We start from the raw sequence: 12,979 nt of genomic DNA on the forward strand, positions 1-12,979 counted from the left end.
GCCGAGCGTAGCTGCGGGAAATGATGACGGGAAGTTGTGAAGTTCGATTGTCAGGACAAACCATTGACAGGGTGCGGGGTGCGCCCTCAGTTTGTTCCCATGCGCATCGGACTTATCGGAACGGGTCGTATCGGTACATTTCACGCGACCGCCCTCACCCGCCATCGCGACGTCGGCTCCCTCATCGTCACGGACGCTGACACCGCGCGGGCGCACGTGCTCGCCGACCGGCTCGGCGCCACGGTGGCACCCGGTACGGACGAGATCTTCACCTGGGGCGTGGACGCCGTGGTCATCACGGCCGCGACCTCGGCGCACGCCGAACTGATCGGCCGGGCGGCCCGCTCCGGGCTCCCGGTCTTCTGCGAGAAGCCCATCGCCCTCGACCTGCAGGCCACGCTGGCCGCTCTCGCCGAGGTCGACGCGGCCGGGACGATCCTCCAGCTCGGCTTCCAGCGCCGCTTCGACGCGGGCTACACGGCCGCGCGCGAGGCGGTACGGGCCGGCCGGCTCGGGCGGCTGCACACGATCCGGGCGATGACGTCGGACCAGTCACCGCCACCCGCCGCGTATCTGCCGCTCTCCGGCGGGCTCTACCGGGACTGCCTGGTCCACGACTTCGACATCGTGCGGTGGGTCACCGGCCGCGAGGTGACCGAGGTGTACGCCACCGGTTCCGACGCGGGACCGGCCATGTTCCGCGAGGCGCGCGACATCGACACGGCCGCGGCGGTCCTCACCCTCGACGACGGCACCCTCGCCACCGCGACGGCGACCCGGCTGAACGGCGCCGGCTACGACGTGCGCATGGAGCTGGCCGGCGAACTGGACCAGATCGGCGTCGGCCTCGACGACCGTACGCCCATCGCCTCCACCGAGCCGGCCGGACCGCCGCCCGCCGACAAGCCCTGGACCGGCTTCCTGGAGCGCTTCGGACCGGCGTACGAGGCCGAGCTCACCGCCTTCGTCGAGGTGGTCCGCGGGGAGCGCGCCAACCCGTGCGACGGCCGGGAGGCCCTGCACGCCCTGCGCATCGCGGAGGCCTGCGAGCTGTCCCGCCTCGAACACCGCCCGGTACGGCTGGCGGAGATCCCGGGCGGGCGGGAGACCGTCTAGGGGATGTCCTCCTCCAGGAGGCCCGCGTCGTACGTGAGCAGGGCGATCTGGACCCGGTTGTTCAGGCCCAGCTTGGCGAGGATGCGGGAGACGTGGGTCTTGACCGTCGCGACGCTCATGAAGAGTTCCGCGGCGATCTCGGCGTTGGAGCCGCCCCTGCCGACCGCGACGGCCACCTCGCGCTCGCGGTCGTTCAGGGTCTCGATGCGGGGACGGGCGGCCCGCCGGCGGGTGTCGGCGGGTGCTCCGGCGGCGCGCTCGATCAGCTGACGGGTGACGGCGGGCGAGAGCACCGGGTCGCCCGCGGCCACCCGTCGTACCGCCTGGACGATCTCCGTGGGCGGCGTGTCCTTGAGGACGAACCCGGCGGCGCCCGCGCGCAGCGCACGCAGCACCTGGTCGTCGGCGTGGAAGGTCGTGAGGACGATGACCTGGGGCGCGTCCGTGCGGCCGCGGAGCCGCTCGGTGGCGGTGAGCCCGTCCACCGTGGGCATCCGGATGTCCATGAGGACGACGTCGGGCCGGGTGCGGTCGACCAGCGCCTCGACCTCCCCGCCGTCGGCGGCCTCGCCGACGATCTCGATGTCGTCGGCGCCGCCCATCATGAAGGACAGCCCGGCCCGCACCAGGGGGTCGTCGTCGACGAGGAGCAGTCGGATCGCAGTCATGGCACCACCGTAGTGACGCCGCTCCCCCGTCCGGCCCCCTCGTGCACGGTCCGCCGCTGCGGGACCCGCCCGGGCGGACGGGTCCGCGGGGCCACGGGCAGCGCTTGTCGGAGCGCGCTCAGCCTCGCAGGGCCACGCCGTAGCGGGTGCGCAGCCGCTCGATCTCCCACCAGACCACAGCCGTCACCGAGGCCGGTCCGCCGAGGAGGGCGCAGACCTGCACCAGAGGCGGTCCCGGCGGCGGCCCTCCCGTCACCAGGCCGATGACCGCCCACTCCCACACCAGGACGCCGGTGAGCAGGGCGGGCAGCGCCGCGTGCACCTGGGCCGTGTTGAACGCGCTCCGGACGGCCGGGCCGGTGGCGAAGACGACGAAGAGCACCACCCAGAGCAGCGGCACCATCAGCGCGATCATCGTCCAGCCGGCCGCGTCGGGCCCCGCGGCCTGCTGGATGCCGTACGTGCCGAGTCCGGTCAGCGGCACCGCGGTGAAGGCCCCGATGTACCAGACCGCCGACTTCCCCGCCGCGCGCAGCCGGACGCGCATGCTGTGTTTGGCGGCAGGGGAAGCCCACCGGAAGAGCAGGCCCACGACGACGGGCGTGCTCACCAGGAGCAGCCAGGGCGTGACGATCAGACGGAACATGAACTGCTCCTCCGCCTGAGCCATGTCCTCCGGCTTGCCGTAGGCCACGAGGATCACCACGGACATGAGGGTGGCGAGCCAGGCGCGGGTCTTCTGCACGCGCATCACGTCGGCGTCCTCGACCCGGCGATGACCGCGCCCGGGGAAGATGCGCCGCGCCGAGCGGCGGGCCGAGCGGGCCAGCGGGTAGCCGAGCACGACGGGCAGGAACACCGCCCAGGTGCAGGGGATCAGCAGCAGCGACCACGCGCAGCCGCGGATCCTGCCGCCGACCAGCTCACGCAGCGGCGGCCACTCGTCCTCGCGCAGCCGCTGCCACACGGAGGCGGGCGGCTGCGGCGGCAGGTACGGCGGGTACGGTCCGGGTTGCGGCGGGATGTACGGTCCCGGGTGCGGAGGCCATCCTCCCTGCGGTGGCTGGTAAGGCCCCGGCGGCTGGTACGGCCCCGGTGGCGGCTGATACGGATTGTGTCCCCCGAACGTCACGCTGCGGTCCCCCTGATGCGCGAGTGGCAAGTGTTCCGGCCCAAGTCACCTGCCTCATACGCAGCAGGACCGGAAGTTGCGCACCTTTCCCCGTCGCGCGCCCCCGATACGCTCCGTGCGCCCCGAAATGATCACCGCGGGCGAGGCGCGCACGCCCCGCAGGTGAGCCCCCGGCCGCCGTCCGGGCACCCGCGGCAGGGCGCGACGGAGGGGTATGCCGGGGCCGGGAGAGCCGCACGGGGAACCTGGGCGGGCGGCGGTGTGGGGCACGGGCCGTGCGGGACACGGTCAGCGCCAGGGCAGCCAGGCCCGCAGCTCGAAGCCTCCGCCGTCCGCGGCGCCGTGCTCCAGCCTCCCGCCCGCGAGGGTCGCGCGCTCGGTCAGGCCGATGAGCCCCTGACCGGACCCCGGAACGGGTGGAACGGCCCCCGGGGGCGCGGGGTTGCGTACGGAGACGGCGAGCCCGTCGCCCGGGGCGCCCGAGACGGACACCGTGACCTCGGTGCCGGGGGCGTGCTTGCGGGCGTTCGTCAGACCCTCCTGGGCGATGCGGTACGCGGTGCGCCCGATCGAGGCGGGCACGCCGGCCGGGTCGCCGACGCGGTGGTCGAGGACGACCTTCATGCCGGCCTCGCGCGACTCGGAGACCAGGGCGTCCAGCGCGGCCAGCGTCGGCTGGGGGCGGCCCGACGCGTCGCCGCCCTCGCTCGCCCGCAGCACGCCGATGATCTCCCGCAGATCCTGCAGTGCCTCGTGCGCGCTCTCCCGGATCACCCCGGCGGCACGCGCGACCTCCTCCCGGGGGGCGTCGGGCCGGAACTCCAAGGCACCCGCGTGCACGCTGAGCAGCGTGAGCCGGTGCGCGAGCACGTCGTGCATCTCGCGGGCGATGGACTCGCGGGCGAGCCGCTGCGCCTGCTCGGCCCGCAGTTCCGCCTCCGTCTCCGCCCGCCGTGCGCGGTCCCGCAGACTCAGCAGGAGCTGCCGCTTGGACCGGACGAACATGCCCCAGCCGACCACGGCGACCGTCACCAGCGCGGTGAGGGCGACCGCGGCGGCCCAGGGCAGCTCGGGATCGGGGCGCAGCCAGAAGAAGAGCGGTGCCAGCGCGAGCGAGGCGCCGCCGACCCAGCCGACGTACCGGAACGGCCGGTGCACGGCGAGGGTGAACAGCGCGACCATGCCCGCGCCGCCGGCGGTGGTGGAGAGCAGCCCGACCGGGATCGCCGCGACAGCGAGGCCGAGGGGCCATCGGCGGCGCAGCCAGACCGCGGCGCAGGCCAGGGCACCGATCCACTGGTCGGCGACGGCGAGGCCGTGCGGGGTGCCCGGGTCGCCGCTCAGGGTGTCCGCGGCCAGCAGTCCGGTGCCCACCGCCAGCAGGAAGCACCCGAAGTCGACGAACCAGTCGCGCACCGTGCGACGGGGCCGTCCGGACCGCCCGGCTCCGTCGGATTCCAGCTCGGCGGTCAGGGCGGACGGCAGCAGCCAGCGCGGCCCCGGCAGTGGGCGCGGCGCCGGCACCATCCGCTCCGGCGTGCCCTGGGGCGCGGAGGCCGGATCTCTTTCGCTCACGGTCGACAAATCTACGCAGCCGCGGGCGGGAGCACCCGCTCGCGCGGGTGATCGCCTACCGAAGTCGGCACGGCAGCGACTTTCGGCGGCATTTCCCTGGCGTGGGCCGACCTCGGTCGTGCACGTCCCGGGAAAGGTTCCGGCTTCCGGCACGCCCGTCCCGCCCCGCGGCCGATGGGGGCGGGGGGTCCGCGGGGCGGGGATGCGCGGGTGAAGCGATTGCTGGAGATTCCCGCGTGCGTCGCCCTGGTCCAGGGCGCCCTCGGTCTGGTGCAGGAGGTCACCGGTCCGTGGCACGGCTGGGGCGTCGTGCAGCGGTTCGGTTTCCGCGGCGGGCACGAGATCCACGCGGGTGTCGCGCTCGTCGTGCTCTCGTTCGCACTGTTCGCGGCCGCCGGGCGTCGGGGGTCCGGCTGAACGCGGTCCCCCGGCTCACGGGTGGGGCCGGCGGCGGGCCGCCGGGGATCAGCAGCCGAAGTCGACCAGGTCGAACGTGGCGTAGTGGTCCGCCGTGTAGTAGTCCTCCCGGGACTCCTCACCCGTGACGATCCGGCGGGCGCCGCGCGTCGAGGAGCCGGGCGTGATGACCGTGTATTCGTGGTAGTAGCCGGAGCCCTGGGAGGGCAGGGCGCCTTCGCGGTTCTGGAAGACGGTCCCGTCCTGCGAGTACGGGAAGGGGCCGCCCGCGTCGATCAGGTCGAGGGTGTCGTGCGCCTGGGACGGCAGCGCGCTGTAGCAGATGCTGCCGACGGCGGAGACGGACGCGTCGGCGGCGTTCGCGGTGACGGTCCCGCCGACCAGCAGGGCGGACAGGAGGGCGGCCGCGGCGCCGATACGAGTGGTGCGTGGGGGGAAATTCATGCGCCTTGGCATGACGCGCGTAGAGCGTGGCACGTCAACGTCAAGGCTGCCGATTTCACCGCCAACTCCCATGTGTTTTCAGGGCGTTCACCTGTCGCCCAATGCCCTCACGCCGCTCTCACATCCACCTTCGCGCCCGTGCGGATGCCTCGGTGCGCCCTCCGCCGCGAGCGGTGACGGCGGCGGGCGCGGCGGGGCCGGCACCCCGAGCGGAAGGCCCGGCGGTGGCGCTCAGCCCGCGTTCGTCGAGAACAGGCCGCCCGTCGGGCCCTGCTTGTCGCCGCCCTGGGCCTTGCGCAGGGCGTTGGCGAGGCTCTCGATGGTGAGCGACTGGAGGATCACGCTGCCGTTGCCCTCCAGGGTCGCGAGCGAGAGGCCCTCACCGCCGAAGACGGCGTTCATCAGGCCCTGCCTGTTCAGCCCGCCGATGCGCTGGACGCCGTACCGGATGCCCTCCTCGAACGCCACGACGCAGCCCGTGTCGACCTCGATGCGGCCGCCGAAGTCCGCGGGGTTCAGGTCGATGAAGTTGCCCGCGCCCGCGATGATCACCGTGCCCCGGCCGGTGAACTTCTCCAGGACGAAGCCCTCGCCGCCGCTGCGACCGGTGCGGCCGCCCTGGAAGGCGATACCGAAGTCCACGGTCGACTCGGCGGCCACGAAGGCGTCCTTCTCGGCGAACCACGCGCGCGTTCCGTCGAGCTCCAGGGCGCGCATCTCGCCGGGCAGCACACCGGCAAAGCCCACGGTGCCCTCACCACCCGTGGCGGTGAAGTACTGGAAGGCGAGCGACTCGCCGGCCATCGCACGCTGGCCCGCCTGCACGGCGGTGCCCATGGCCTGGCGCAGCATGCCGCCCATGCCTCCGCTCCCGCCGCCCGCACCGGGTCGGCCGCCGCCCCCCGCCGCTCCCCCGGGGCCGGAGAGGCGGGTCTCCATGGTCACGTTCGTGGTCTTGAACAGGAACTTCCCGGCCTCGCAGTACACGGTCCGGCCGGGGGCCAGGTTCACGACCGCCATCTGCATGGCGTTGCCGACGATCTCTTGTTGAAGGGTCACGACCGGAGAACGCGCGAAACGGAGGGAAGAGTTCCGGGCAGTTCGGCGTCCGTTCACCGCCAGCACTCCCCTCGCCCGGCGGCTGGGATGGAGCCATGACATCAACGACTGCACGCACACCGGAGATCCCCTCGACCACCCTGCACGGCAAAGCCGCCCTGGTGACCGGGGGCAGCCGCGGGATCGGCGCGGCGACCGCGCTGCGGCTCGCCCGGGAGGGCGCCGACGTGGCGATCACCTACCAGCGGGACGAGGAGGCGGCGCGGACCGTCGTACGGGAGGTCGAGGCGCTCGGGCGGCGCGGGCTGGCGCTCCGGGCCGACTCCGCGGACGCCACGGAGGCCGCCGGGGCGGTGGACCGGACGGTGGAGGCGTTCGGACGGCTGGACGTGCTGGTGAACAACGCGGGCGTCGGGGTGCTGGGCCCCGTCGGATCCCTGACCCTCGCGGACGCCGACCGGGTGCTCGCGGTGAACGTGCGCGGTGTCTTCCTGGCCTCCCGGGCCGCGGCCGCGCACATGGAGCGAGGCGGACGGATCGTCACCGTCGGCACGTGCATGACGCAGCGGGTGCCGGGGCCGGGCGGCACGCTGTACGCGATGAGCAAGTCGGCGCTGGTGGGGCTGACGAAGGCGCTGGCGCGGGAGCTGGGTGAGCGCGGTGTCACCGCGAACATCGTCCATCCGGGCCCGGTCGACACCGACATGAACCCGGCGGACGGGCCGTTCGCGGCGGGCCAGGTGGCGATGACCGCGCTGGGCCGGTTCGGCTCCGCCGGGGAGGTCGCGGCGGTGGTGGCGTTCCTCGCCGGGGGCGAGGCGTCGTTCGTCACGGGGGCCGAGTTCTCCGTGGACGGAGGACATGCGGCGTAGGTCTGCCCCCGGGGAGCGGTGCAGCGGGCCTGGGGCATCCCCGCGGTCCGGCTCGGGGGCGCCGAGGTTCCTTCTCCGGGCGCGGGCGGTCCGGCTCGGGGGCGCCGAGGTTCCTTCTCCGGGCGCGGGCGGTCCGGCTCGGGGGCGCCGTCGGTCCGGCTCGGGGTGGTGGGTTTCGCCCCCTCCGCCCCTTCCCGTCCCGACACGGGGCTCCGCCCCGGACCCCGCTCCTCAAACGCCGGAGGGGCTGCCATTGGACGCCGGGGATCGACGCCGGAAGGACCGGAAGTGGACGCCCGAATCCACCCGGGAAGAGACGGAAGTGGACGCCCCGGATCGACGCGGGAAGGAACGGAGGTCGACGCCGGGGATCGACGCCGGAAGGACCGGAAGTGGACGCCCGAATCCACCCGGGAAGAGACGGAAGTGGACGCCCCGGATCGACGCGGGGAGGGCCGAGGTGGACCCCGGGGATCGACGCCGGAGGTGGACGCCGGGACTGGCGTCGGGACGGGCTCCGGAGGGGCTGATCGGCGGGCCCCTCCGGACGGGGGCTAGGCGCCCAGTTCCCGGTGCCGGGTCGCGAGGCGGGCGGTGCCCTCCTGCGTGAGAGAGCCGAAGAGGCGCAGACGGGAGATGCCGCCGTCGGGGAAGATGTCCACGCGCGCGTGGGTGGCGACGGCGGGCGCGTCCAGGACGAAGCGGTGGTTCGTGTCGGGCTGGAGGCGGGTCCGCGGAAGGATCTCCGTCCACTCGCCGGAGCCGTCCGCACCGCCGGAGCCGTCGGGGTCGTTCTTGACGGAGACGGAGGCCCATCCCGCCGAGTTGCCCTTCAGGTACGCCGTGTCGATCTCGATGGCGCGGATCTCCGACTGGGCGGCCAGCTGGTAGCGGATCCAGTCGTTGCCGGTGTCCCGGCGGCGGCGGGTCTCCCAGCCGTCGTCCATCTTGCGGGAGCGGCCCGGCTGGATCGTGTGGGTGGCCGGCGAGTAGAAGCGGTCGGACGCGTCCTCGACGTGACCGCCGTTCTCCAGCGCGACGACGTCGAAGGCACCGAGCACGGCGAGCCACGCGGGGTCCGGCACGACCTCGCCGTACACCCGCAGGCGGGCGATGCCGCCGTCGGGGTGCTGGTTGACCCGCAGGTGCGTGAAGCGCTGCTCGACGGAGACCGCGAAGCCGTTGGCCGCGTGGCCGCCGACCGCCGTGCGCGGGACGAGCATCGTCCACTTCACGTCGTCCCCGAGCAGCTCCTCCGGGGAGGGGGAACCGGGGACCGAGGTGCCCTCGACCGACACGGCCTGCGGGTAGTTGCCGCGGAAGTGGGCGGTGTCGACGACGATGCCGCGTACGACCCCGGGGGCGCCGAGGCGGACGAGCGCCCAGTCGTGGTCCTCCGCGGTCGGCCACGGGTGCCCGGCCGAGGCGCCGCGCCGGCGACGGGTCTCCCAGCCGTCCATGATCTTGCCCTTGTGACCGAAGTGCTCGGGGTCGAACTCGGCGCGCCCCGGCACCAGGAGGTTCTCCCGCTGCGCGAAGAACTCGTCGTTGGCGGCGATGACCCCGGCACCCAGCTGCCGGTCGGCGAGGTTGGCGTACTGGGTGAAGGGGAGGTCGGCGGTGCGGTAGTCCGCGTACGGGTCTCCGCCGCCGTAGGGGTTCGCGTCGCCGGTGAAGCCGGTAATCGCCGTCACGATGATCAGATCTGCCTTTCGGGTCTGTCGGGAGTCGGCCGCTGCGGGTGCGGGCGCGCGGAGCCGGTCAGGGGTGCCGGGCGAGGAGCTGCCCGGCCGGGTCGGTGAACTGGCCGTCGGCCACGATGCGCTCGCCACGCAGCCAGGTGGACCTGACGACGCCGCTGAGGGTCCGGCCGGCGTAGGCCGTGACCCGGTTGCGGTGCTGCAGCCCGGCGGGGTCCACCGTGAAGGTCTCGTCGGGGGCGAGGACGGCGAAGTCGGCGTCGCGGCCCGCCTCGATGGCACCCTTCCGGTCGAGTCCGACCAGCTCCGCCGTCCGCGTCGACATCCAGCGGACCACGTCCTCCAGGCCGTGGCCCCGCCTGCGGGCCTCGGTCCACACCGCGGACAGGCTCAGCTGGAGGCCCGAGATGCCGCCCCACGCGGTGGCGAAGTCCTCGGTCTTGAGGTCGGCCGTGGAGGGCGAGTGGTCGGTGACGACACAGTCGATGGTGCCGTCGGCGAGCGCCTGCCAGAGCAGGTCCTGGTTGGCGGCCTCGCGGATCGGCGGGCAGCACTTGAACTCGCTGGCCCCGTCCGGGACCTCTTCGGCGGTCAGGGTGAGGTAGTGCGGACAGGTCTCCACGGTGATCCGGACGCCCTCGGCCTTCGCCGCCGCGATCAGCGGCAGCGCGTCGCTGGACGACAGGTGCAGCACGTGGACCCGGGCGTCGAGGCGCTTGGCCTGGGCGATGAGGTTCTCGATCGCGGTGTCCTCGGCGTCACGCGGGCGCGAGGCGAGGAAGTCGGCGTACTTGCGGCCGCCCTTCTGCGGGGCGGCGTCGAGGTGGTGCGGGTCCTCCGCGTGCACGATGAGCAGCCCGCCGAAGCCGGCGATCTCGGCCAGGGAACGGGCGAGTTGCTCCTGGTCGAGCGCGGGGAACTCGTCCACGCCCGAGGGCGAGAGGAAGGCCTTGAAGCCGAAGACACCCGCGTCGTGCAGCGGGCGCAGGTCCTTGACGTTGTCGGGCAGGGCGCCGCCCCAGAAGCCGACGTCGATGTGCGCCTTGGGCCGGGCGACGTCCCGCTTGACCCCCAGGTGGTCGACCGTGGTGGTCGGCGGGAGGGAGTTGAGCGGCATGTCCACGAGCGTGGTGATCCCGCCGGCCGCCGCGGCGCGCGTGGCGGTCCAGAAGCCCTCCCACTCCGTGCGGCCGGGGTCGTTGACGTGCACGTGGGTGTCGACGAGGCCGGGCAGCAGGACGTCGTCGCCGAAGTCCTCCAGCCGGGCTCCGGCGGGCACTTCGGCGTCGTGCGCGCGTACGGCCGTGATCTTTCCGGCGGCGACCGCGACCGAGGCGGCGCGCGTCCCCTCCGGCGTGATGACGCGTGTCGAGCGCAGCACCAGTTCGACGTCGGACACCCGGACCCCTCTCTCTGCCGCTGTTTACTTCCGCGTAACGGAATTCAACGTTCTGTTGAAGGAGTCTTCACTCCCGCCCCCGTGCCGTCAAGAGCCCTCTTCTCCACTCTGCGCCCGACGCGCCCCACTCTGGACGTTTCCACAAAGCGGAATTAGAATTCCGGTGAGCAGAACGTAGCTACGCACAACCGGGGAGTCAACCGACTGCCGGGTAGGCTGCCTCTCTGCCCGCCTGCCCTTGAAAGGACCGCGCCGTGCCGACGTCCAGCGCCAGCGACGCCCCCGCACAAGCCGCCGCCAAGTCTTCCGCCGCCAGCGGTGGTGTCCAGTCCCTCGAGCGCGCCTTCGACCTGCTCGAACGGATGGCGGACGCCGGGGGCGAGGTCGGTCTGAGCGAGCTCTCCGCCAGCAGCGGGCTCCCGCTGCCCACCATCCACCGCCTGATGCGCACGCTGGTCGCCTGCGGCTACGTACGCCAGCAGTCCAACCGCCGCTACGCTCTCGGCCCCCGCCTCATCCGGCTCGGCGAGTCCGCCGCCCGGCTGCTGGGCACCTGGGCCCGCCCGTACCTCGCCCGCCTGGTCGAGGAGACCGGCGAGACCGCGAACATGGCGCTGCTCGACGGGGACGAGATCGTCTACGTCGCCCAGGTGCCCTCCAAGCACTCGATGCGGATGTTCACCGAGGTGGGACGCCGGGTGCTGCCGCACTCCACCGGGGTGGGCAAGGCCCTGCTGGCGCACACCCCCGACGACGAGGTGCGCGCGCTGCTGTCCCGCACCGGCATGCCCGCCGCCACGGAGAAGACGATCACCACGCCGGACGGCTTCCTCGCCGCGCTGGAGGAGGTCCGCCACATCGGCTACGCGGTCGACGACAACGAGCAGGAAATAGGAGTCCGCTGCCTCGCCGTCTCGGTGCCGAACTCCCCCACCGCCGCCGCGATCTCGATCTCGGGCCCGGCCGGGCGCGTCACCGAGGCGGCCACGGACAAGATCGTCCCCGTGCTGCAGCAGGTGGCGGCGGAGCTGTCCGAGGCCCTGGCCAGCTCGGGCCCCGCGACCTGACCGGTCTCCTCCCTCATCCGTTCCGCCGCGCCCGCCTCACCGGTCGGGCGCGGCGGCGTATGTGCAGCATCGGCACCAGCCTGCGCCCACGCGGCCCCGCGAGCCCGGGCGGGCACCCCGTCGAGCGGGCGCGCACCCCGTCGCGCGGGCAGGCCTCACCGCCGCGAGGGCGGGCCTGACGACCGCACGCGCGAGCCCGACGACCGCGACGGCGCCGTCACCGTGCGGGCGCCACGCGTCACCGCCGCAGCGACAGACTTCACCGTCACGGCGGCAGGCGGCCTCACCGCCCCGGCGGCGGCCCGAAGAGTTCCACGGCCCTGCGCACGTCGGCGAGGCCGGCCGCCAAGGCGCTGACCGAGCCGATGGCCCCGGCGATCAGAAGCAGCGAGCGGCGCAGTCGCGGGGTCTCGGGGGTGCCGCCGACGGCCATCGCGGCCAGCGCGGCGAGTTCGTCCTCGGCTATGCCGCGGTCGGGGAACTCCGCCGGAACGGCGGCGAGTTCACGGCGCAGCCGGGAGACGGCGGACCTCAGCTCCGCCACCCTCGGGTCCTCGTCGCTGCCGGCCACCGACCTCTGCCCCAAGCTCCGCAACACAGCTCTCCCCCCTCGCACGCCCTTGTGCGAAGCCCTACGTTCACGTCCAACTCCCCCCGTGGCGCTGGTCGGGCGCCCGGGGACGCGGGTCAGTAAACGCCACCCGCCGCGCCGGGCGCCACTCCGCGGACCGAAATTCAGCCCGCGGGCCGCACGCCGCTCACGCGCCACGGGCGCACGCCCGCGCGGGGTCGGGTATGCAGGGGGCATGACGGAGAAGAAGGAACAGGTCACGGGCCTGCTGCTCGCGGCCGGAGGCGGACGGCGGCTCGGCGGCCGCCCGAAGGCGCTGCTGTCCCATCGCGGACGCCCACTCGTCGAACACGCGGTCGAGGTACTCCGGGCGGGCGGCTGCACCCGTGTCCATGTGGTGCTGGGCGCCCGGTCCGCCGACGTACGGGAGCGGGCGGCACTGGAGGGGTGCGTGCTCGTGGACAACCCCGCGTGGGAGGAGGGCATGGGTACGTCACTGCGGGCCGGCCTCGCCTCCCTGGCGGGGACCGGGGCGCGAGCGGCACTCGTCGCGCTCGTGGACCAGCCGGGGATCGGGCCGGAGGCGGTGGCCCGGGTCCTGGAGGCGTACGAGTCCCCGGGGACGCTTGCCGCGGCCGGATACGACGGCGAGCGCGGCCATCCGGTCCTGTTCGGCGCCGAGCACTGGGCGGGCGTCGCCGATGCCGCCACCGGGGACCGCGGGGCGCGCGCCTACCTCGGGGACCACCGGGACGCGATCACGCTCGTCGAGTGCGGCGACGTGGCGCAGGCGTACGACATCGACACCGAGGCGGACCTGGCCCACCTTGAGTGAACGGCGTGGCACCGAGCGCCACCTTCTGTCGACCCGGAGAATCTCGACATCAACAAACCATTGAACTTCCACCATGAGGAAACTAGTATCCACTGCTCAGAAGCGCCCGACCGTTCCGAGGGCG

At 73.6% G+C, this 12,979-nt stretch carries 13 protein-coding genes; 5 read left to right on the forward strand and 8 right to left on the reverse strand.

From position 1 onward, the window contains the following. Window positions 1-99: 99 nt before the first annotated feature. Window positions 100-1,116, forward strand: coding sequence for a Gfo/Idh/MocA family protein (locus ACZ4NT_RS16710; RefSeq protein WP_121406889.1), 1,017 nt, complete (start codon window positions 100-102; stop codon window positions 1,114-1,116). Here ACZ4NT_RS16710 and ACZ4NT_RS16715 read toward each other — a convergent pair. The 3 genes from ACZ4NT_RS16715 to ACZ4NT_RS16725 form a co-directional block, all read right to left on the reverse strand. Continuing rightward, complete coding sequence (locus tag ACZ4NT_RS16715) at window positions 1,113-1,784, reverse strand: response regulator (protein WP_467725974.1); 672 nt, start codon at window positions 1,782-1,784, stop codon at window positions 1,113-1,115. The two genes, ACZ4NT_RS16710 and ACZ4NT_RS16715, sit on opposite strands and share 4 nt — an antisense overlap. A 118-nt stretch (window positions 1,785-1,902) precedes the next feature. Continuing rightward, window positions 1,903-2,751 carry a hypothetical protein gene (locus tag ACZ4NT_RS16720; RefSeq protein WP_467725976.1) on the reverse strand — a complete coding sequence of 283 codons (849 nt, stop codon included), beginning with the start codon at window positions 2,749-2,751 and terminating at the stop codon, window positions 1,903-1,905. 453 nt (window positions 2,752-3,204) lie between these two features. Next, window positions 3,205-4,443 (reverse strand): histidine kinase, encoded by a 1,239-nt coding sequence (locus ACZ4NT_RS16725; RefSeq protein ID WP_121406884.1) that lies wholly within the window; start codon window positions 4,441-4,443, stop codon window positions 3,205-3,207. A 258-nt stretch (window positions 4,444-4,701) separates the two neighbouring features. Between ACZ4NT_RS16725 and ACZ4NT_RS16730 the strand changes: the two genes are divergently transcribed. After that, window positions 4,702-4,908 carry a hypothetical protein gene (locus ACZ4NT_RS16730; RefSeq protein ID WP_121406883.1) on the forward strand — a complete coding sequence of 69 codons (207 nt, stop codon included), beginning with the start codon at window positions 4,702-4,704 and terminating at the stop codon, window positions 4,906-4,908. A gap of 48 nt (window positions 4,909-4,956) precedes the next feature. Here the strand turns inward: ACZ4NT_RS16730 and ACZ4NT_RS16735 are convergent, their stop codons facing one another. Together ACZ4NT_RS16735 and ACZ4NT_RS16740 are read right to left on the reverse strand one after the other, a co-directional pair. Then, window positions 4,957-5,352 (reverse strand): guanyl-specific ribonuclease, encoded by a 396-nt coding sequence (locus ACZ4NT_RS16735; RefSeq protein ID WP_467725979.1) that lies wholly within the window; start codon window positions 5,350-5,352, stop codon window positions 4,957-4,959. Window positions 5,353-5,583: 231 nt separating this feature from the next. Next, entirely contained in the window at window positions 5,584-6,411 is an 828-nt protein-coding gene (locus ACZ4NT_RS16740) for an AIM24 family protein (protein WP_467725981.1), read from the reverse strand. A gap of 95 nt (window positions 6,412-6,506) precedes the next feature. Here ACZ4NT_RS16740 and ACZ4NT_RS16745 point away from each other — a divergent pair, with 95 nt between their 5' ends. Beyond that, window positions 6,507-7,283, forward strand: coding sequence for a 3-oxoacyl-ACP reductase family protein (locus tag ACZ4NT_RS16745; RefSeq protein ID WP_121406877.1), 777 nt, complete (start codon window positions 6,507-6,509; stop codon window positions 7,281-7,283). 554 nt (window positions 7,284-7,837) lie between these two features. Here the strand turns inward: ACZ4NT_RS16745 and alc are convergent. Continuing rightward, on the reverse strand, window positions 7,838-8,977 hold the full coding sequence (gene alc / locus ACZ4NT_RS16750; RefSeq protein ID WP_467725984.1) for an allantoicase: 1,140 nt from the start codon (window positions 8,975-8,977) through the stop codon (window positions 7,838-7,840). A 67-nt stretch (window positions 8,978-9,044) separates the two neighbouring features. After that, window positions 9,045-10,382, reverse strand: coding sequence for an allantoinase AllB (gene allB, locus ACZ4NT_RS16755; RefSeq protein WP_121406873.1), 1,338 nt, complete (start codon window positions 10,380-10,382; stop codon window positions 9,045-9,047). Window positions 10,383-10,636: 254 nt separating this feature from the next. Between allB and ACZ4NT_RS16760 the strand changes: the two genes are divergently transcribed. Next, window positions 10,637-11,449, forward strand: a complete 813-nt coding sequence (locus ACZ4NT_RS16760) for an IclR family transcriptional regulator (protein ID WP_121406872.1) — start codon at window positions 10,637-10,639, stop codon at window positions 11,447-11,449. A gap of 283 nt (window positions 11,450-11,732) precedes the next feature. Here the strand turns inward: ACZ4NT_RS16760 and ACZ4NT_RS16765 are convergent, their stop codons facing one another. Beyond that, on the reverse strand, window positions 11,733-12,047 hold the full coding sequence (locus ACZ4NT_RS16765) for a DUF5955 family protein (protein ID WP_467725986.1): 315 nt from the start codon (window positions 12,045-12,047) through the stop codon (window positions 11,733-11,735). A gap of 208 nt (window positions 12,048-12,255) precedes the next feature. Here ACZ4NT_RS16765 and ACZ4NT_RS16770 point away from each other — a divergent pair, with 208 nt between their 5' ends. Further along, window positions 12,256-12,855 (forward strand): nucleotidyltransferase family protein, encoded by a 600-nt coding sequence (locus tag ACZ4NT_RS16770; RefSeq protein WP_467725988.1) that lies wholly within the window; start codon window positions 12,256-12,258, stop codon window positions 12,853-12,855. The last annotated feature ends 124 nt before the right edge of the window (window positions 12,856-12,979 follow it).

It is taken from the genome of Streptomyces sp. NPDC026417, assembly GCF_055567695.1.

Excerpts from the sequence above, each read along its gene's own strand:
- ACZ4NT_RS16735 (WP_467725979.1), bottom strand. The coding sequence starts at position 5,352 with ATGAATTTCCCCCCACGCACCACTCGTATCGGCGCCGCGGCCGCCCTC.
- ACZ4NT_RS16745 (WP_121406877.1), top strand. The coding sequence starts at position 6,507 with ATGACATCAACGACTGCACGCACACCGGAGATCCCCTCGACCACCCTG.
- ACZ4NT_RS16710 (WP_121406889.1), top strand. The coding sequence starts at position 100 with ATGCGCATCGGACTTATCGGAACGGGTCGTATCGGTACATTTCACGCG.
- ACZ4NT_RS16725 (WP_121406884.1), bottom strand. The coding sequence starts at position 4,443 with ATGGTGCCGGCGCCGCGCCCACTGCCGGGGCCGCGCTGGCTGCTGCCG.
- ACZ4NT_RS16715 (WP_467725974.1), bottom strand. The coding sequence starts at position 1,784 with ATGACTGCGATCCGACTGCTCCTCGTCGACGACGACCCCCTGGTGCGG.
- ACZ4NT_RS16770 (WP_467725988.1), top strand. The coding sequence starts at position 12,256 with ATGACGGAGAAGAAGGAACAGGTCACGGGCCTGCTGCTCGCGGCCGGA.